The sequence below is a fragment of the Hoeflea sp. AS16 genome, assembly GCF_038900095.1.
Classification (GTDB): Bacteria; Pseudomonadota; Alphaproteobacteria; order Rhizobiales; family Rhizobiaceae; genus Hoeflea.
This window is the reverse complement of sequence record NZ_JBBMQQ010000007.1, coordinates 156315-176212: the sequence shown is the minus strand read 5'-3', so window position 1 is coordinate 176212 and position 19898 is coordinate 156315. Positions and strand designations below refer to the sequence as shown.

Annotated in this window: 15 protein-coding genes; 14 read left to right on the top strand and 1 reads right to left on the bottom strand. The window is 61.2% G+C overall.

Annotation, left to right across the window (positions count from 1 at the left end):
- Position 1 precedes the first annotated feature (1 nt).
- The 10 genes from WNY80_RS17170 (at position 2) to WNY80_RS17125 (ending at position 12500) form a co-directional block, all read left to right on the top strand.
- On the top strand, positions 2–1576 hold the full coding sequence (locus WNY80_RS17170; protein ID WP_342888632.1) for a trimethylamine methyltransferase family protein: 1575 nt from the start codon (positions 2–4) through the stop codon (positions 1574–1576).
- A gap of 10 nt (positions 1577–1586) precedes the next feature.
- On the top strand, positions 1587–3023 hold the full coding sequence (locus WNY80_RS17165; protein ID WP_342888631.1) for an aldehyde dehydrogenase family protein: 1437 nt from the start codon (positions 1587–1589) through the stop codon (positions 3021–3023).
- A 36-nt stretch (positions 3024–3059) separates the two neighbouring features.
- Positions 3060–3971, top strand: coding sequence for an NAD(P)-dependent oxidoreductase (locus WNY80_RS17160; RefSeq protein WP_342888674.1), 912 nt, complete (start codon positions 3060–3062; stop codon positions 3969–3971).
- Between the two features lie 114 nt (positions 3972–4085).
- Positions 4086–5231: a site-2 protease family protein gene (locus tag WNY80_RS17155; protein ID WP_342888630.1), complete on the top strand. Its 1146-nt coding sequence runs from the start codon at positions 4086–4088 to the stop codon at positions 5229–5231.
- Positions 5232–5344: 113 nt separating this feature from the next.
- Entirely contained in the window at positions 5345–6640 is a 1296-nt protein-coding gene (locus WNY80_RS17150; RefSeq protein WP_342888629.1) for a glycosyltransferase, read from the top strand.
- The gene (locus tag WNY80_RS17145; protein WP_342888628.1) at positions 6633–7316 is read left to right on the top strand and encodes a DUF374 domain-containing protein; all 684 of its coding nucleotides are present in this window, start codon (positions 6633–6635) and stop codon (positions 7314–7316) included. The genes WNY80_RS17150 and WNY80_RS17145 overlap by 8 nt, the downstream gene beginning before the upstream one ends.
- A gap of 164 nt (positions 7317–7480) precedes the next feature.
- Positions 7481–8512: a BMP family ABC transporter substrate-binding protein gene (locus tag WNY80_RS17140; RefSeq protein WP_342888627.1), complete on the top strand. Its 1032-nt coding sequence runs from the start codon at positions 7481–7483 to the stop codon at positions 8510–8512.
- 66 nt (positions 8513–8578) lie between these two features.
- Positions 8579–10090 (top strand): ABC transporter ATP-binding protein, encoded by a 1512-nt coding sequence (locus tag WNY80_RS17135; RefSeq protein WP_342888626.1) that lies wholly within the window; start codon positions 8579–8581, stop codon positions 10088–10090.
- Positions 10087–11223 (top strand): ABC transporter permease, encoded by a 1137-nt coding sequence (locus WNY80_RS17130; RefSeq protein WP_342888625.1) that lies wholly within the window; start codon positions 10087–10089, stop codon positions 11221–11223. The genes WNY80_RS17135 and WNY80_RS17130 overlap by 4 nt, the downstream gene beginning before the upstream one ends.
- 5 nt (positions 11224–11228) lie before the next feature.
- Positions 11229–12500 (top strand): ABC transporter permease, encoded by a 1272-nt coding sequence (locus WNY80_RS17125; RefSeq protein ID WP_342888624.1) that lies wholly within the window; start codon positions 11229–11231, stop codon positions 12498–12500.
- A gap of 29 nt (positions 12501–12529) precedes the next feature.
- On the opposite strand, the gene WNY80_RS17120 is transcribed toward WNY80_RS17125, so the two are convergent.
- Positions 12530–13204: a helix-turn-helix domain-containing protein gene (locus WNY80_RS17120; RefSeq protein ID WP_342888623.1), complete on the bottom strand. Its 675-nt coding sequence runs from the start codon at positions 13202–13204 to the stop codon at positions 12530–12532.
- Between the two features lie 95 nt (positions 13205–13299).
- On the opposite strand from WNY80_RS17120, the gene WNY80_RS17115 reads away from it, so the two are divergent.
- From WNY80_RS17115 to WNY80_RS17100, 4 genes are all read left to right on the top strand, one after another.
- Positions 13300–15639, top strand: a complete 2340-nt coding sequence (locus WNY80_RS17115; RefSeq protein ID WP_342888622.1) for a cytochrome P450/oxidoreductase — start codon at positions 13300–13302, stop codon at positions 15637–15639.
- Positions 15640–15728: 89 nt separating this feature from the next.
- Positions 15729–16739: a glycosyltransferase family 1 protein gene (locus WNY80_RS17110; RefSeq protein ID WP_342888621.1), complete on the top strand. Its 1011-nt coding sequence runs from the start codon at positions 15729–15731 to the stop codon at positions 16737–16739.
- A 287-nt stretch (positions 16740–17026) separates the two neighbouring features.
- The gene (locus WNY80_RS17105) at positions 17027–18598 is read left to right on the top strand and encodes an EAL domain-containing protein (protein WP_342888620.1); all 1572 of its coding nucleotides are present in this window, start codon (positions 17027–17029) and stop codon (positions 18596–18598) included.
- A 100-nt stretch (positions 18599–18698) separates the two neighbouring features.
- Complete coding sequence (locus WNY80_RS17100; RefSeq protein ID WP_342888619.1) at positions 18699–19808, top strand: AbrB family transcriptional regulator; 1110 nt, start codon at positions 18699–18701, stop codon at positions 19806–19808.
- Positions 19809–19898: the final 90 nt, after the last annotated feature.

Sequence of the window (19898 nt, the reverse complement as noted above, 5' to 3'; positions counted from 1 at the left end):
GATGGAAATCGCAGCTGAAACCAACACCGCAATCGAACCTCCAGTCACCGGAAGGCAGGGCCGCCGTTCAGGTGGACGGGCCGGTCGTGTGGCCGTGCGGACCGCACCGCTGGCCGATAATCTGAGGCCGATCCGGGCAGGCATGAGCGGCGGACAGTATTCGCCGTTGTCCGAGGCCAATGTGCTGCGTATTCACGAAGCGGCACTGGACGCGCTGGAAACCATCGGTCTGTCGCAGGCGCCGCCATCGGGCGTCGAGATTCTCACCGGCGCCGGGGCCATCCTCGGGGATGATGGCCGGATCCGGTTTCCGCGCGCGCTGGTCGAGGACATGCTGGCGCTGGCAAACAAGGATCTCGTCCTGTTTGGCCGCGATCCCAAGCATGATCTCGATCTGTCGGGAACCCGGGTGCATTTCGGCACAGCTGGCGCGGCCGTCCATGTGGTCGATGTCGAAGGCCGCAATTACCGCGAATCCACCGCGCAGGATCTCTATGACGCGGCCCGGCTGACCAATGCGCTCGACAATGTGCATTTCTTCCAGCGCGCCATGGTCTGCCGCGACGTGGTCGACAATTTCGAGATGGACATCAACACGCTGTATGCGTGCTGCGCGGGAACGACCAAGCATGTCGGCACCAGTTTTTCCGATCCGTCGCATTTCGAGGGATGTCTCGATCTCCTCCACATGATCGCCGGCGGGGAAGCCGCCTGGCGTGCGCGGCCGTTCGTTTCCAACTCCAACTGCTTCGTGGTGCCTCCGATGAAGTTTGCGGAGGAGAGCTGCATCACCATGGAGAAATGCATCCGCGCCGGCATGCCTGTGCTGCTGCTCTCGGCCGGGCAGGCGGGTGCCACCGCCCCGGCGCCGCTGGCGACAGCCATCGTTCAGGCGGTGGCCGAATGCCTGGCCGGGGTGGTCTATGTCAATGCCATGGCACCGGGCCATCCGGCGGTGTTCGGCACCTGGCCCTTCGTTTCCGACCTGCGCTCGGGCGCGATGTCGGGCGGGTCCGGGGAACAGGCGCTGTTGACGGCAGGCTGCGCGCAGATGCACCGGTTTTACGGTCTGCCCGGCGGGGCCGCGGCGGGGATCGCGGATTCCAAGCTGCCTGACATGCAGGCCGGTTGGGAGCAGGCGATCTCCAACACCATGGCGGGGCTCAGCGGCCTCAACATGGTCTATGAATCGGTCGGCATGCATGCCTCGCTTCTGGGCTTCTGCATGGAATCTCTGGTGCTCGGCGACGATCTTCTCGGCCAGGTGCTGCGCTGCGTGCGCGGCATCGATGTGACCGAAGACAGTGTCAGCCTCGAAGCGATGCGCGAGGTCTGCCTTGAAGGTCCCGGGCACTATCTCGGGCACTCGCAAACACTGAGCGTGATGCAGACCGAATATGTCTACCCGGCGGTCGCCGACCGGACCAGCCCGAAGGAATGGGCTGAAATCGGCAAGCCGGATCTGGTACAAAAGGCCATCGAGCGGAAGAATCGCATTCTTTCGCAGTCGACCGGGCCCCTGTTCGATCCTGCCACCGATGCGGCGATACGGGCGGCCTTCAATATCTATGTGTAAGGGTGAGTTGATGGCTGGTTATGGCAATCTCGGGCGGTTTTACATCAATGGCGAATGGGTCGCCCCTGCCGCCGGGGCGTCTGAGCTTGACGTGATCAATCCGGCCACGGAAGAAAGTGTCGCCAGGGTGCCTTTGGGCACGCGCGAGGATGCGAAGAAAGCCATCGCCGCCGCGCGGGCTGCATTCCCGAGCTTCAGTGCGTGGAGTGCTTCGGAAAGGCTCGCGCTTCTGACGCGAATTCGCGACATCTACGAAGCACGGCTCGATGATATCGCGGATGCGATCTCCACGGAAATGGGCGCTCCGGTCGCCATGGCGAAATCCGATCAGGCATGGTCGGGACTGGGCCACATCGAAGCAACGATGACAGCACTCAAGGATTTTGTCTTCGAGGAGAAGCGTGGCTCGACGCTGATCGTGCATGAGGCCATCGGCGTTGCCGGCCTGATCACGCCGTGGAACTGGCCGATGAACCAGATCGCCTGCAAGGTAGCGCCGGCATTGGCTGCCGGATGCACGGTGGTGCTCAAACCGAGCGAGATCGCACCCCTGAGCGGCATCCTGTTTGCCGAGATCCTGCATGAGGCCGGTGTGCCCAAGGGGGTGTTCAACTTGGTCAATGGCGACGGTCCCGGCGTCGGGCAGGTACTTTCCAGCCATCCGGATGTGGATATCGTCTCGTTCACGGGATCGACCCGCGCGGGCATTCTGGTGGCCAAATCTGCTGCCGATACGGTCAAGCGGGTGGCGCAGGAACTTGGCGGCAAATCGCCCAATCTCATCCTGGCGGATGCCGATCTGGCGTCCGCGGTGGCCACCGGTGTCGAGGGCTGTTTTGGCAACAGCGGCCAGTCCTGCGATGCACCGACGCGGATGCTGGTTCCGCGTGATCGTCATGAGGAAGCCATGGCGATCGCCAGGCAGGCAGCGGAGAAACTGGTGACGGGCGATCCGCGGGATCCGAATACCAGTCTCGGACCTGTGATCAGCCAGGTCCAGTATGACAAGATCCAAGCCCTGATCGCGTCGGGCATTCAGGATGGCGCAACGCTGGTGACCGGCGGGCGCGACAGGCCTGAAGGGTTGAGCCGTGGCTATTACGTCAAGCCGACCGTGTTTGGCGGCGTGACGCGGGACATGCGAATCGCGCGCGAAGAGATTTTCGGGCCGGTGCTGGCAATCATGCCTTACGAGACCGAAGAACAGGCTGTCGAAATCGCCAATGACACGGTCTACGGGCTGGCGGCCTATGTCCAGTCCGGTGACCTGGAGCATGCCCGCAGGATCGCGCGGCAGATGCGCGCCGGGCAGGTGCATATCAATTATCCCGACTGGGACCTGTTCGCGCCGTTTGGCGGTTACAAGCAGTCCGGCAATGGCCGCGAATATGCCGACTGGGGCATGCGCGACTATCTCGAAACAAAGGCGCTGATCGGCCACGGCTAGGCCTGCGCTCACACCTCATCCTGCATAATTTGGAGCATCACCATGCGCTATGGTTTCATCGGCTTGGGCAATCTCGGCGGGCATATGGCCGCGAGCCTGCTGCGCGAAGGCTTTGACGTCACGGTCACGGATATCGATCCGGCACTTGGCAAACGCCATCTCGACATGGGCATGGGCTGCGTCTGGGCCGACACGCCGGCGGAACTGGCGCGGGAGTGTGACGCGATCATCACCTGTCTGCCGTCACCTGCGGTGTCGGAAAAGGTACTCGGCGAAATGCTGGCCACCGCGAAGCCGGGCACCACCTGGATCGAGATGTCGACGCTGGGCCGCGATGACATTCTCAGGCTCGCCACCGTCGCCTCGGCCAAGGGCGTGGAGACGATGGAGGCTCCGGTGACCGGCGGGGTGCATCTGGCGGCGCAGGGCAAGATCACGGTGCTTGCCGGCGGCGAGGCGCATCTGTTCGACAAGCACCGCAAGGCGTTTGAAGCCATGGGCGACAAGATCTTCCACATGGGACCTCTCGGCTCCGCCTCGATCATCAAGGTGATCACCAACATGCTGGCCTTTATCCATCTGGTCGCTGATGGCGAGGCGCTGATGCTGGCCAAGCGCGGTGGGCTGGACCTGAAGACCGCGTGGGAAGCCATTGCCGCCAGTTCCGGCTCGAGCTTCGTGCACGAGACGGAAGGCCAGCTGATCCTCAACGGCAGCTATGATGTCGCCTTCAACATGGACCTGGCGCTCAAGGACCTCGGCTTTGCGATGAATTTCGGCCGTGAATTCGGGGTGCCGATGGACCTGGCCGGGCTGACCAACCAGACCTTCGTGCGCGGCAAGGCCGCCTATGGCGGGGAGGCGCAATCGACGCAGATCGTCAAGCTGCTGGAGGATGCGCTGGGGACTGACCTGCGCGCGCCGGGCTTTCCATCACGGCTTGAATAGACAAAGCCCCGGTTCCCATCTTCTGGCGACGTGATGCCGATATGATGTCGATCAATACTGCTGGTCGTCACGTGGGGCATCATGCGGGAGCTGTTTCAGTCGTCTGGAGATGTCATGTTCAAGAATGCTGTCCAACTTTTCGAGATATTCGGCTTCAAGCTCAGGGTTGATCCGAGCTGGCTGCTGATCGCGGCGCTGATCGTCTGGAGCCTCTCGACATCCTATTTTCCCGATGCGCTGCCGGGCCTGACAGCCACGGTCTACACAATGCTCGGGATTGTTGCGATGCTCGGCATGTTCGCATCGCTGATCCTGCACGAGTTGTCGCACTCGCTGGTGGCGCGGTCCTACGGTCTGAAGGTCGGCGGCATCACGCTGTTCATCTTCGGCGGCGTGGCCGAGCTCGAGGAAGAGCCGCACGACCCGAAATCGGAATTCCTGATTGCCATTGCCGGGCCACTGATGAGCCTGTTTCTGGCCGGTCTGTTTTCCCTTGCGTCAAGCGTGACCGGCGGCGGGGTCGAGGCCAGCCTTGCGGGGGCATTGTTCGGTTATCTGACGCTGATCAACCTCGTTCTCGCGCTCTTCAATCTGGTTCCTGCATTTCCGCTGGATGGCGGGCGGGTGCTGCGCGCGGTGATCTGGGGGGTAACCCACGACCTTCTGCGCGCCACCCGGATTTCCAGCCGCATCGGTACCGCCTTTGGCGTCTTCCTGATGCTGACCGGTGCCTTCGCCGTCTTTGCCGGAGGCGGCATTGGCGGTTTCTGGCAGATCCTGATCGGATTTTTCATCCTCAACGCTTCGAACGGCAGTTACCAGAACCTGCTGGTCAAGGCAGCGCTGCGTGGAAAGACAGCCGCAAGCCTGATGAGTGAACAGGTTCACACGATCGATCGTACGGCATCCATCCTGGAACTGGTCGACAATGTGATGCTGCGCCACGGCGTCAGCTTCGTGCCGGTACTCTCGGGCGAGACGCTGATGGGATATGCCGACACGGCCGGTGCGCGTACGGTTGCGAGAGAAGACTGGGCCTCCCTGCCTGTGTCGGCGATCATGGTGCCGGTGGAAGCCAGCAACACGGTTGCAACGGATACTCCGCTCAACGAAGTGTTCAAGCGCATGGCCGAAAACTCGCGGCGCAAGCTGATGGTTGTCGAGGGCAGGCGTCTTGTTGGCGTGATCTCGCTTTCGGATCTGATGCATCATCTGGCATTGCAACAGGAGATCGGCACGAAGCTGCGGGCCGACGGCTGAAGTGCCCTGTCGGGCGGCTTAGGGAATGAGGCCTGATCCTGACCACGGGGAAGCCACTATCCTGACCGGTAAAAGGCGTGCTGGCCTCATAGAAGCTCAAAGCAGGGTAATTGATGAAGATACTGATGTTTACCAATACCTATACGCCGCATGTCGGTGGCGTGGCGCGCAGTGTCAGCGAACTGGCGGCAGGCTTGCGGCGAGCGGGGGACGAGGTGCTGGTGGTGGCACCCGAGTTTGCAAACATGACGACCGAGGAAGCCGGGGTCCACCGGATATCGGCGGTGCAGAATTTCGCCGGGAGCGATTTTTCCGTGCCGTTGCCGCTTTCACCCGGTCTTGCCGATGCGACGGAAGCCTTCGATCCCGACATCATACACAGCCATCATCCGTTCCTGCTGGGTGATACGGCGTTGCGGACCGCCAGTTTCCTCGACGTTCCTGTCGTCTTCACCCACCACACCCGCTACGAGTTGTACGGGCATTATGTGGCGCAGGATTCAGAGTTGCTGAAGCGTCTCGCGTTGAGCCTGTCGCTCGGCTATTGCGACCTTTGCGACGGGGTGATCGCACCGAGCCGGAGCATCGCGGATTTTCTCGCTGATCACGGTGTGCGCACACCGGTCACCGTGGTGCCGACAGGGGTTGATGTGTCCTGCTTTGCAGGTGGTGTGGGCGCGCGTGGCCGGTCCGCCCTGTCTATTCCCGAGGACGTGTTTCTGGTCGGGCATGTGGGACGGCTGGCGCCGGAGAAAAATCTCGGCTTTCTGACCGAGGCGTTCTCGCTGTTTCTGAAGCAGAACCCGGACGCACATGTGCTTGTCGTCGGAGACGGGCCATCGCGGCTGATGATGCAACAGACGCTTGAAAGAGAAGGCATGGGCAATCGGGCGCATTTTGCCGGGGTGCTCAGAGGGGCTGCACTAGCAGATGCCTATGCGGCCATGGATGCTTTTGCATTTTCCTCATTCTCCGAAACCCAGGGGCTGGTGCTGGTGGAGGCGATGACGGCCGGAAGCCCCGTGGTTGCACTCGATGCGCCTGGCGCGCGCGATGTGGTGACGGATCAACTCAATGGCCGCCTGCTTGATGCCGGTACGGATGCGGGAGGCTTTGCCGCGGTCCTTGAAGAGCTTGCCACGGCCGGGGAAGGTTCCCGACAGGCAATGCGCCGTGCCGCGCTGGAGACCGCGGCCGATTATGCGATCGACAAGACCGTTGCGCGGACCCGGGACTATTATCAGCGGATGCTCTCGGGCGACCGAAGCCAGGGCGCGGAAACCAACGGGTTGTGGGTGCGGGCCCGGCGGTCGCTTGCGCGGGAAATGGAAATTCTCGGGAATTTTGCCTATGCCGCAGCCGATGCCATTTTGCCGGATGACGGTGGAAAGCCGGACAGGGATGGTTGAGCTGATCCGGAAGGCAGCCACCTCGATTGGTGTCGGTCTTGTTGCCGGCGCTTTTGTCGCCATTCTGCGGCTGTGGAGCGCCTCTCTCCGCAAGAATACAGACCAGCTCGACAAGCTGGACAGCTACGTCGCCGAGGGGCATCAAGTGCTGGCGGTCTTCTGGCACGGGAAATATGTGCCGCTGTTTCCGTTGGCGAAAGGCAGGAACGCGATTGTCATTACCGTGAACTCGTTTCGCGGCAGGGTGATCGCAGAAATCTGCAAACGTTTCGGCTACCGGCCGGTGCTGCTTCCAACCGAGGCGCACGCGCACGGGTTTCCCGAACTGGTAAGGCAGGTCAAGCAGAAGGCCAGCCTGATCGCGCTGGCTCTGGACGGCCCCACCGGCCCTTATCACCGCATCCGATCGGGCGCGCTCAAGCTCAGTGCGTTGCATGGCGTGGTGCTGGCGCCCATTGGCGTGGCAAGCTCGCACAAGATCGTGATGGGGTCGCGTTGGGACAAGCAGGAAGCGCCGTTACCGTTTTCGCGTGTTGTCGTCGCTGTCGGGGACATGATCGATCTTTCGCAGACCGGGGCCGAGGGTGGAACCGCGCACTTGGAAAATATTGTCCGCCGAGGAATGGAGGCGGTCGAGCGCGAGGCCAGCATTATCCTCGGCGGAATGAAACAGTGACGCCCTGATCGCGGAAATTTCGTGACCAATTGATGTATGTCAATGGGACTGGGAAACTGGTCGCTAATCTGATCTCTCGACGTCTGCAAAAATGCCTGCCGGCCAGATGTTTATTCAATCGGCCGGTCATGCCTTTACCAAGTCAACCAAACATGGAGGTCATCATGAGCATTGTTCGGACAAAGTCGGGACGGATCGCTGCCGCACTGGCGTTTTTCCTCGCCTCGGCCACGGCGGCATCGGCATTCACCGCGTGTCAGGTCACCGATACTGGCGGCATTGACGACAACAGCTTCAACCAGACGGCATGGAAGGGCGTGGAGGACGCCAAGGAGCAGCTGGGTATCGAGGGACGTTTTCTCGAGTCCCAGGCCGAGACGGATTACGAGGCCAACATCAATTCACTGCTCGGCGGTGACTGCGACCTGATCATCACTGTCGGGTTCCTGCTTGGCGATGCAACCAAGACGGCGGCGGAAGCCAATCCGGAACAGCCGTTCTCGATCGTCGATTTTTCCTATGATCCGCCGATTCCCAATGTTCTGGGTCAGGTATATGCCACGGACGAGGCTGCGTTTCTTGCCGGTTATCTTGCCGCAGGCATGAGCAAGACCGGCGTGCTGGGAGTCTTTGGCGGCATCAACATTCCGCCAGTGACAATTTTCATGGATGGCTTCCATGCCGGGGCTGCCTATTACAATGAACAGAAGGGAACTTCGGTCAGCGTTCTCGGTTGGGATCCGAAAACCCGTGAAGGGTTGTTCACCAACAATTTCGATTCGCTCGACGATGGCCGGGCCTTTGCCCAGAACCTTTATGATGAGGGCGCTGACATCATTGTTCCCGTCGCAGGCCCGGTGGGACTTGGCTCTGCCACGCTGGCATCGGAACTTGGTCCGGACAGGCTCAAGATCATCGGCGTCGATGCCGATCTCTATTACACCGACCCGGAGCACAAGGAAGTCTACCTTACATCGATCACCAAGCGGATGGACGCAACCGTGTTCGACGTGATCAAGCAGACCATGGACGGCAAGTTCGAAGGTGGCATCCTGCTCGGGTCGCTTGAAAATGGCGGTGTCGACCTGGCGCCGTTCCACGACATGGAAGAGGCTGTGCCTGCGGAGTTGAAGCAGGAACTGGAGACCATTCGCGCCGGCATTATCGACGGCTCGATCAAGGTCGGTGCGGAGTAATCTGCTTCGCTTGAAGACCGAGGTGCAGGGCACGTCCCTGCATCGCATGGTGCCAGGGAGTGGGACATGGATGTTGAACTACGCGGGATCACCAAGCGCTTCGGGCCGGTGGTGGCCAATTCAGGCGTCAACCTGACAATCCGCAGCGGTGAAGTGCTCGGGCTCCTGGGTGAGAACGGCGCTGGTAAATCGACACTCATGAACGTGCTGTGCGGTCTTTACCGTCCCGACGAGGGCGAGATCCTGATCGACGGCAAGCCGGTGAATTTCGACGGGCCCGGCGAAGCAATCGCGGCAGGCATCGGAATGGTGCATCAGCATTTCATGCTGGTGCCGGTTTTCACGGTGGCTGAAAACGTGGTGCTGGGCGTTGAGCCTACCGGCAGGCTCGACTATCTGGATCTCGACAAGGCGCGTGCGCAAGTGCTTGACATCCGCGAGAAATACGGCCTCGCCGTTGACCCCGATGCCCTGATTGAAAACCTGCCGGTCGGTGTTCAGCAGCGGGTGGAAATCATCAAGGTGCTGTTCCGGTCGGCAGAGGTGCTGATCCTCGACGAGCCGACGGCGGTGCTGACGCCGCAGGAAGTCGAGGAATTCTTCGAAATCGTCAAATCCCTGCGCGATGCAGGCAAGGCACTGGTGTTCATCACCCACAAGCTCAATGAAATTCTCGATATTGCCGACCGGATCAGTGTGCTGCGCGGCGGCGAGATCGTTGGCGAGGGTGACCCGGCGACGGCGACAACCACCGATCTGGCCGAGATGATGGTCGGCCGTCCCGTCAGCTTCGACGTGGTCAAGCAGCCTTTTCAGCCGGGTCCGGTGCTGATGGAGGTCGATGACCTGGTGGTGCTCAACGAGAATGGCTCGATCTCTGTCGATCATTTGGATTTTTCGGTCAGAAGCGGTGAGGTCGTCGGCATTGCCGGGGTGCAGGGCAACGGCCAGACCGCGCTGATCGAGGCTCTTGCTGGTGTAAGGGACGTTGTTGGCGGTTCGATCCGGTTTGCCGGCGAGGACATTACCCATGCTTCGCCGCGGGCGCGCCACAAGATGGGCATTGCCCACATTCCGGAAGACCGCCAGCGGACCGGGATCATTCCGAGCTTCACGGTCGCCGAGAACATGGTGCTCGACACGTATTATGACGAGAGGTTTTCTTCCGGCATGCAGATCCTCTGGGACAAGGTCGAGGAGAATGCCGCCCGGAATTCAGTGGATTTCGATGTCCGGACACCATCCGTGTTCGCCGAAGCCGGCAACCTATCGGGCGGCAATCAGCAAAAGCTTGTCGTTGCCCGGGAGATGTCACGCGATACAAAGTTCATGATCGCTGCACAGCCGACCCGCGGCCTCGATGTCGGATCGATCGAGTATATCCACCAGCGGCTGATCGATGCCCGGGACGAGGGGGACGGTGTGTTGATCGTTTCGTCCGAGCTGGACGAGATCCTGGCCTTGTCGGACCGCATTCTGGTGATGTTCAAGGGCAAGGTGGTTGCCGAGTTTGACGCGAGCAAGGGCGATGTTGACAAGAATGCCGTCGGATTGGCGATGGCGGGAGCAACGGCATGAGCGACAGCAAAACCGACATTGCCATCCAGACCCTGTTGAAACGGGCTGCGCCCGGACGGCACGAATTTGAAGATCTGGTGATCGTGCCGCTGTTTGCAATCATTGCGGCGCTGGTGCTTGGCGCCTTGACCATGCTGGCGACCGGTGTGGAACCGGCGACAATCGCCAGGTCCTATCTGGCGTTGTTGCAAGGCTCGGTTGGATCGATCAACGCGATATCGGAAACGCTGACCGCGGCAACGCCGCTGATCCTTGCCGGGCTCGGTCTGGCGCTCGGGTTTCGTGCAGGGCTGTTCAATATCGGTGCGGAAGGCCAGATCCTGATGGGAGGAATGGCGGCAGTGGTCACCGGGTTCAGCTTTCCCGGACTTCCGGTTTACGTGCTTCTGCCGCTTTGCCTGCTAAGCGGAGCATTGGCGGGAGCGTTTTACGCGGGGATCGCGGGCTGGCTTCGCGCCGCCACCGGTGCTCATGAGGTCATTTCCACGATCATGCTCAACCTGATTGCCTACCGCTTGATCGACTACATGCTGCGGCTGCCGTTCGTGCAGCGTTCAGGACGCAATGATCCCATTTCCAAGTCTGTTCCCGACCACGCGGAGCTGCCGAGATTGCTGGAATGGATCGACCCCAACCTTCGGGTCCATGCCGGGATCTTCCTGGCGCTTGCGGCGGTGTATTTTGTCTACTGGCTGCTGTTCAGAACCAAGACCGGCTTTGAATTCCGCGCAAGCGGCGCGAGCCCGGATGCAGCCCGTTTCGCCGGCATGCGATCGGGGCTGATCATCGTTCTGGCGATGGCATCGGCGGGCGCATTGGCGGGGCTTGCCGGTTCGGTGCAGGTGCTTGGTTTGCTTGACCGGGTAACTCCGGGATTTTCGGCGGGTATCGGTTTCAATGCCATCGCGGTCGCGCTGCTGGGCCGGTCGCATCCCTTCGGCGTGCTTCTTGCGGGTCTGCTGTTTGGCGGGCTCGAGGCCGGCGGTCGGCAAATGCAGGTCGACGCCGGGGTCAGCATTGATCTGATCAGCATCATCCAGGCGCTGATCATTGTCTTCATCGCAGCGCCCATGCTGGTGCGCGCAATATTCCCCTGGGGCTTTCGAAAGCCCGCAACGGAACAGGGTAAATAACACTCATGGCGATGACCACTGAAACGGCTTCCACCTCTCCGTCTGCTCTCGACATCGGCAAGCAGAAACATGCCAGACTTGTCGGCACCGTGCTGATTGCACTGGCTGTGCTGGTGGCGCTGGTGTTCGGCGCGGGCAGCGACGGCGACGCGGTGTTCCGGCTGTCACGGCCAACCGATGCGCTTGTGCTTCCCGATCTGAGCGTGCCGGCGATGCAGTTCAACTACATCATTGCCGGTCTGCTGGCGTTCCTGGGTGCGCGCCAGTTCCTTCGTGGTGGCGTGCGCTGGTCGTCGCTGTCGCTCGGCATCGGTCTGGCGCTGGTCGTCGTGACTTTCCTGGTCTGGGCGACGTCTGGCAAGGCGTTCTCGCTCACCGGCATGCTGCAGGCGACGATGGTGCGGGCGGTGCCGATTGCGCTCGGGGGGCTTGCCGGCGTGCTGTGCGAACGGGTTGCGGTGGTCAATATCGCGATCGAGGGCATGCTGCTGGCCGGCGCGTTCACGGGCGCGCTGCTGGGATCGATCTTCGGCGGGATCGCCGGGGTGGCGGCAGCCGTCGTGGTTGGCGGATTGTTCGGTTTCATTCTCGCGGCGTTGGTGGTGACCTACCGGATGGACCAGATCATTGCCGGGGTCGTGATCAACCTGTTTGTGCTTGGATTGACATCCTATGTCAGCAGCCAGGTGTTCCAGGAATACCGGTCTCTCAACAATGCGCCGGTATTCCGGGCGATCAAGATCCCGCTTCTCGGCGATATCCCGGTTATCGGTCCGATGCTGTTTTACCAGAACATCTTCGTCTACGGGGCGCTGGTCATGGTTGCGGTGGCAACTTATTACCTGTTCTACACCCGCAGCGGGCTGAGGGCTCGTGCGGTAGGTGAACACCCGCGCGCCGCCGATACGCTGGGCATCGATGTCTACAGGACCCGGTTCATCCATGTCACGCTCGGCGGCATGGTGGCTGGCTTTGGTGGGGCCTGGTTCACGCTCGGTTCGGTTGGCCGGTTTGACGAGAACATGACCGGTGGTCGTGGCTATATCGGGCTTGCGGCGATGATCTTCGGCCGCTGGCACCCGGTGGGTGCGCTGATGGCTGCACTGGTGTTCGGGTTTGCCGACTCCATGCAGCAGAAACTGGCCTTGCTGCAAACGCCAATCCCGTCGGAGTTTCTCGCGATGTCACCCTATATCGCGACAATCATCGTCGTTGCAGGCTTTGTCGGACGGGCGCGGGCGCCGGCAGCGGATGGACAGCCCTACATCAAGGAATAGCCAGCAAGCCAACTGCCGGGAAATGGCACTCAGCCGATAGCGGCGAGGAGCCTGTCCCGGTGTCTTAGAACGGCGGTGGTCGCCGGGTCCGTGTCAAGCGAGTGCATGGCGACAACGCCGATGCAGGCTTCCGCGCTCAGGCCGGAGCGCCCGGCGCGGGCCAGTGGAGCCGCCACGCCGATGGCGCCTTGCTGCAACTCTCCGCGGGTCAGGGCGAAGCCATTCTCGCGCACAGCCTGAAGCTCTTTCGGATCATCGTGCCGCGGCGGCCTCTGCATGGCTATCGCCAGCCCCGCCGCGCCCCTGGTGACCGGATGCCTGCTGCCGACCCGGTAGGAGACTTTCAGCAGGGGCGTTTGCGGTTCGGCAACCTCGATGGCGACACATTCGTCGCCCTGGGCGATGCAGAGAAAGGCCGTTGCACCGCTTTCTTCGGCCAGCGCGCGCAGGACCGGCTGTGCGGCTGCGCGCAGTTGCGGCTGATAGCGTTCACCGAGCGCAACAACACCGCCGCCGATGCCGATGCGGCCCTCGGCATCGCGGACCACCAGCAGGTGTTCCTCGAGGGTCGCGACCAGGCGATAGGCGATTGCTCGGTGCACGCCAAGCGTATCCGCGATCTCGGCAATCGACAGGCCCGACGTCGAGCGGGAGACGATTTCCAGAACCTGGATTCCGCGAGACAGGGTTTGCAACGTGCTCATTCGATCTCCGTCAGCTGCGGCTTTATTGACCACGGGGCCATTGGCGCGTTACAAATATAGAACATAATGTGCACTATTAGTAAATGGAGCGAAACATGACGGACCGGCAGGCTGGAACAGAGAGTAGCCCGAACCCCACGGCCGGCTGTCCGGTTCATGCAGCGCAAGGCCAGTGCCCGGTTTCGGCTCAGGCGCAGGCCTTCGATCCGTTCGCACCCGAATATCTGGCCAATCCGGCCGAGGCGCTGAAATGGTCACGTGACCAGGAACCGGTGTTCTACAGTCCGCAACTGGGCTACTGGGTGGTCAGCCGCTATGAGGACGTCAAGGCGGTGTTTCGCGACAACATCACCTTCTCGCCCTCGATTGCGCTGGAACGGGTGGTGCCGCCGAGCGAAGAGGCGATGGCGACGCTCAAGCGTTACAATTACCAGATGAACCGGACGCTGGTGAACGAGGACGAGCCGGCACACATGGAGCGCCGCCGGGCGCTGATGGACCATTTCCTGCCGGAAAATCTTGCTGCCAAGGAAGAGATGATCCGCCGGCTGACCCGGGAGAAAGTCGATGCGTTCGTCGACAGCGGCCGGGTCGACCTTGTCGAGGCGATGCTGTGGGAGATCCCGCTGACGGTGGCGCTGCATTTTCTCGGCGTGCCGAAGGAAGACATGGATGCGCTCAAGGAGTTTTCGGTCGCGCACACCGTCAACACCTGGGGCAAGCCGACACCGGAACAGCAGTTGAAGGTGGCCGATGCGGTCGGGCGGTTCTGGCAATATGCCGGTCAGGTGCTCGACAAGATGCGCAAGGAACCCGACGGCACCGGCTGGATGCATCACGCCATCCGCATGAACGGAGAAATTCCGGAAGTGGTGACCGACTCCTACCTGCATTCGATGATGATGGCGATCATCGTGGCGGGGCATGAAACGACATCGCTGGCGAGCGCGAACGCGCTCAAGCTGTTGCTGTCCGACCGGCTTGTCTGGGAGCGGATCTGCAAGGATCCCGAGCTTATCCCCAATGCGATCGAGGAATGTCTCAGGCTCGAGGGCTCGGTGGTTGCCTGGCGCCGGCGGGCGACGCGGGATACAGAGATTGCCGGTGTCGCCATTCCGGCGGAAGCCAAACTGCTGATTGTCAGCGCCTCGGCCAACCACGATCCGCGGCATTTCGAGAACGGGGACTTTCTCGATATCTACCGTGACAGCGCCGTGGAGCATCTGACCTTTGGCTATGGCAGCCACCAATGCATGGGCAAGAATTTCGCCCGGCTGGAAATGCGGATCTTCATCGAGGAACTAACCCGCCGGCTGCCGCATATGCGGCTCGTGGAGGACCAGCAGTTCACCTACCTGCCCAATCTTGCGTTCCGGGGGCCGCAAAAACTTGTTGTCGAATGGGATCCGGCACTCAATCCTGAGCGGACCGATCCGGCAGTCCTCGGTCGCCGCGTTTCGTTTCCGATCGGTGCGCCATCGAGCAAGGAAATTGCACGCACCGTTCGCGTGGCCGATATCACGATGGCGGCGGAGGGGGTAAGGATCCTGCATCTGGAAGATCCGGACGGACTTGCCTTGCCGGCCTGGAGCCCGGGGGCGCATGTCGACCTGGTCGCGGGGGATTTTTCCCGCAAGTATTCGCTTTGTGGCAACCCGTCTGATCCCGACTATACGGTCGCGGTACTGCGGGAGGACAACGGGCGAGGCGGGTCGCGTTTCATCCATGATCAGGTGACAAAGGGCATGACGCTGCGGCTACGCGGCCCGAAGAATTATTTCCGGCTTGAGGAAGATGCAGAAAACCACGTGCTGATCGCGGGCGGCATCGGCATTACGCCGATCATCGCCATGGCTGACCGGCTCAAGCAACTCGGGCGCGACTATAGGGTCCACTATTGTGGCCGGTCGCGGGGTGCGATGGCTTTTGCGGAAAGGTTGCTCAAGGAGCATGGCGACCGGGCGGTGTTGCATGTGTCGGACGAGGGAAGCCGGGCCGATCTCGCTTCGATTGTGGCTGACTGCGCCGGGACTGGCGCGCGCATTCACGCCTGTGGCCCGGCCCGACTGCTCGATGCCCTGACCGGGCTGTGCGCTGATCTGCCCGAGGGCACGCTGCGGAGTGAATTGTTTGTCACCGATGCGTCCGGAGCGATGCAGGACGGGGATGTGGCGTTCGAGATCGAGCTCGAGGATTCGGACCTGAACCTGACCGTGCCAGCGGGACAGACCTTGCTCGAGGTGGTCCGCGCAGCAGGGATCGATGTGCCGAGTGACTGCGAAGAAGGGCTGTGCGGCAGTTGCGAGGTGCGGGTGCTTGAAGGCGGTGTGGATCACCGGGACCGGGTGTTGTCCGCTTCCGAACGCTCCGAGGGAAGCCGGATGATGGCCTGCTGTTCGCGCGCTTCTGGCAAAAAGCTGCGGCTGGCACTCTGATTTTTGCGGCGATGTTGCTCGCCGGGTGCGGCAGGCCTATCAGGAGATGAACGCTTCATAATGTCCACTCGCTCTGGCGGAAAACGGTGATGCCCAAACTGCTGATTGTCACCGACGCCTGGCGCCCGCAGATCAACGGAGTGGTGCGGTCGATCGAGAACCTGGTGCGGGAACTCGAGCAGTTTGACATCGAGGTCGATATCCTGTCGCCGGCGGAGTTTGCCACGGCTCCCCTGCCGGGCTATCCCGAGATACGGCTTGCACTGACCACGCCCGGGCGGGTGTCACGCCGGATTGCCGATTCCGATCCGGATTTCATCCAGATCGCAACCGAAGGTCCGCTGGGTCTCATGGCCCGGCGAGCAGCGCTGAAACGCAACGGCTTCACCTCGAGCTACCACACCCGCTTTCCCGAATACGTCTCGGCCCGGTATCCTATCCCGGAAAGCTGGCTCTATGCTTTCATGCGCTGGTTTCACAACGCCGGGCGCGGCTGCATGGTCGCGACGCCAAGCTTGCGCGAGGAACTTCAGGCCAAGGGATTTACCAACCTTCATATCTGGTCGCGTGGAGTGGACACCGATCTGTTCCACCCCGGTTATCCGGCGCCGCTGGATTTGCCCGGTCCGGTGTTCGTGCATGTCGGGCGGATGGCGGTTGAAAAGAACGTCGAGGCGTTTCTTGCCATGGAGCTTCCCGGCAGCAAGCTGGTGGTGGGAGACGGTCCGATGCTTGAGGATTTCAGGACGCGTTATCCCGGGGTCACCTTCACCGGTGCGAAATCCGGGGCGGAACTGGCAGCGCTTTACGCGATGGGAGACGTTTTCGTGTTTCCATCGCTGACCGACACGTTTGGCCTGGTGGTGCTTGAAGCGCTGGCATCAGGCGTGCCGGTTGCCGCCTACCCGGTGACCGGCCCGAAAGACATTATCGGCGACAGCGGTGCGGGGGTGGTCGATACCGATCTGTGCAAGGCCGCAATCGCCTGCCTTGATCTTTCTTCCGACAATGCCCGGGCGCGTGCGCTCAAGTTTTCCTGGCGGGCCTGCGCCAGGCAATTTCTTGATGCCACCTATGAAAGCTACGGTCTCATGCGTTAGGGCGGGGCTGCAAAGCTTCTGCCAGCCGGGAAAACCGGGCCTTTGTTCCGAAGCGCCAAATTTAAAATTTTCCAACAAATGCAAGTGTTTGTTTGTTCACCGTTAACATGCTGCGGCTAATCTGGCGCTGCGCATGATGCGACCTATGGATTTGGGGGTAAGTCCTTCCGTTGAGAAATTCGGTGCGTATCTGCCGCCCGAATTTTCGCGCCAAGGTTCCCGGTTAATTGATTTCAGGCTGCTGGACATTTTTCGTCCGGCGTTTATTCGGCAGCGGAGCTGTATATATGTCCAAACGATTACAAAAAAAGGTCTTTGACTGGAGTGCGGAGTTCAGTTTTTCTGCAATTCTGTTCGGGCTTGTCGTGCTCGTTCTGGCGTTGGACTACTTATTCTGGAATGCAGGCTACACGACCGGTTTGATGGTCAATTTTGCCGATACGGCAATCATCGGCGCACTTTGTGTTGCCCTGCTGTATTTTGCCATTGCGCATGTGGACCTGAAGGGAAAGCTCCGCGCCCTTGGCAAGAGCTACAACAATCTTCTCGCCCAGTCGGAGCGCGATGTTCTCACCGGCGTACTTAATCGCGAGACATTCGTTTCCCAGGCGAAGCAGGCGCTTGAGGCGCGTGCAAAGAACAGGTTTTTCGCACTCTTCCTGATTGATGTTGACCACTTCAAACAGGTCAATGACACGCACGGTCATCCGGCGGGAGACCGGGTCCTGGTTTTCGTCGCCGAGAAGCTGCAGGCGCATTTTCCCGATGCGCGCGTGGGCCGTCTGGGCGGCGACGAGTTTGCGGTGCTGATCGAACACTCCGATCCGATGACGGGCAAATGGGCGAACGAACTGTGCGCCGAATTCGCAGCCGGCCTGGCCGGCAAGGTCAATATCGGCGCACAACGGCTGGCGGTTTCAGCATCGGTCGGGATCGCACTTGCGCCGGATCATGGCAAGACCTGGAGTTCGCTGGTGATCAATGCCGACATGGCGCTGTATGCCTCGAAGAAAAATGGCCGGGCCTGCTCGACGCTGTTTCAGGAAGACATGCTGACCGACATCCGCAACGAGAAGGCGCTGGTGCGTGAGTTGCGGGCGGCGATGCTGCTCAGGCATTTGCGGGTGGCATATCAGCCGATTGTCGACGCCGACGGGCAGTTGATCGCGTTCGAGGCATTGTTGCGCTGGCGGCATCCGCTCAGGGGAGTCATTCCGCCGGACGTGTTCATCCCGGTGGCGGAACGGGCGTTGATGATCGGAGAAATCGGCTATTACGTGCTTCGCCAGGTCGGTGAAGATATTGCGGACCTGCCGGAGGTGAGTGTCAACGTCAACCTCTCGGCCACCCAGATCGCGATGCCCGACCTGAAGGAAAACATGCTTGATATCCTGGCGGAAACGGCGACAGATCCGCGGCGGATCGTGCTTGAGATCACTGAAAGCGCATCGCTGGCTGTCAACGAGTGCATTGCCGGCCAGATCTCGGCGCTGCAGGATGTCGGCTTCCGGATCGCGCTTGATGATTTCGGCATGGGCTATTCCGAGTTCAACCAGTTGCGCGCGCTTCCCTATGATGTGATCAAGATCGACAAGAGCTACATCTGCGCTCTTGGCAGCGACCATGTGACCGATGTTTTCGTGAGTGCGGTGGTGGATATCGCCCGGCGGTGCGGAAAGTATGTTGTTGCCGAAGGCATTGAAACCGAGGACGACTTGTTGCGTGCCAGCGCTGCCGGCTGCGATCGTTTTCAAGGCTACTATTTCGGCAAGCCGGTGTTCCTCGAGGAAATCGCCGGTGACCGCCTGGATTACAGCTGCGAGCCTGTTGAGCAGGCTGCGATCCATGGCGTTGGCTGAGCGGTTCGGAACTTTGGGCTTTCCTTGAGCCGGAACAGATCCTGATCGGGACCACGGGGGAGTAACCGCTTGCCGAAGGGCGGAGCGGTGGACACGGTGCGTGATTGATGACGCTGGCATTGTTGCCGGTTATGACGGGGCCATTGCGTCCTTGCAGACAGGACAGGAGTGGAACTGGATGGCGACGGAAACCTGGCGGGGCCCACTGATCACCTTCGCGATTGCGGCATTGGGGGCGGTGCTGACCTTCGCGCTGTCGTTCCCGGCGCCGTTCCTCACCGGTCCGGCCATCGCCGTCACGCTTGCGGGCCTTGCCGGGGTAAAGACTGCCGCGCCGCCCCAACGGGCCCGCGACGCGGTGTTCATCATTCTCGGGTTGACCATCGGGCAGGGCGTCACGCCCGAGGTGTTTGAGGCGATGCGAACCTGGCCGGTGACCCTTGCGGCGCTGGCGGCCAGCCTTTTTGCCATCATCTGGATCACCCCGGCCATTCTGGTCCGGTTCTGGTCGATGGATGCCACCACGGCTTTCCTGTCGTCGTCGCCGGGGCATTTGAGTTACGTTCTGGGGCTGAGCGAAGGCGTCAAGGCGGATCTCAGGACGGTCAGCATCGTTCAATCGATCCGGGTTCTGGCCCTGACCCTGCTGGTTCCGGTGGCTGTTACCCTGACCGGGCAGGTGCCGCAGCAGGTGCTGGAGATTCCGGCCGAAACCGCACCGGTACCGCTTGCGGTCATGATTGTCGCCGCCGCATGTGCAGGTTACCTGCTGGCACGGCTCCGGCTGCCTGCGGCCTACCTGATCGGTGGCATGCTGGTGTCGGTGGTTGCGCATGTGACGGGACTGGTCAGCGGAGTGATGTCCTATTGGTTGGCGGCGGTGGCCTTTGTTTCTTTGGGCGGCCTGATCGGCTCCCGGTTTTCGGGCGTGACCTGGCCACAGTTGCGCAGGGCGCTGGGTGCCGGTGTTCTGGTCACGGTGCTGAGTGTGGCTCTCGCGGCGGTCTTCGCGGTCATCACCCACTGGATTACAGGCATGGAGCTGATCGCCATCCTGATTGCCTTCGCGCCGGGCGGGCTTGAAACCATGGCGGCTATGTCGGTGATCCTGGGGATCGATCCGACCTTCGTGGCCAGCCATCATGTGGCGCGATTGCTGATGCTGACGGCAATTGTCCCCTTCTTTGTGCTGCGCGGACGGCGGAACTAGGGTTCAATCCTGCTTTTTCGCCTCCGTGCCATTTTATTGCGGGGCCAGCTGCATTATGTGGAGATGGTCTTTAACGGCAAACCGTGGGGT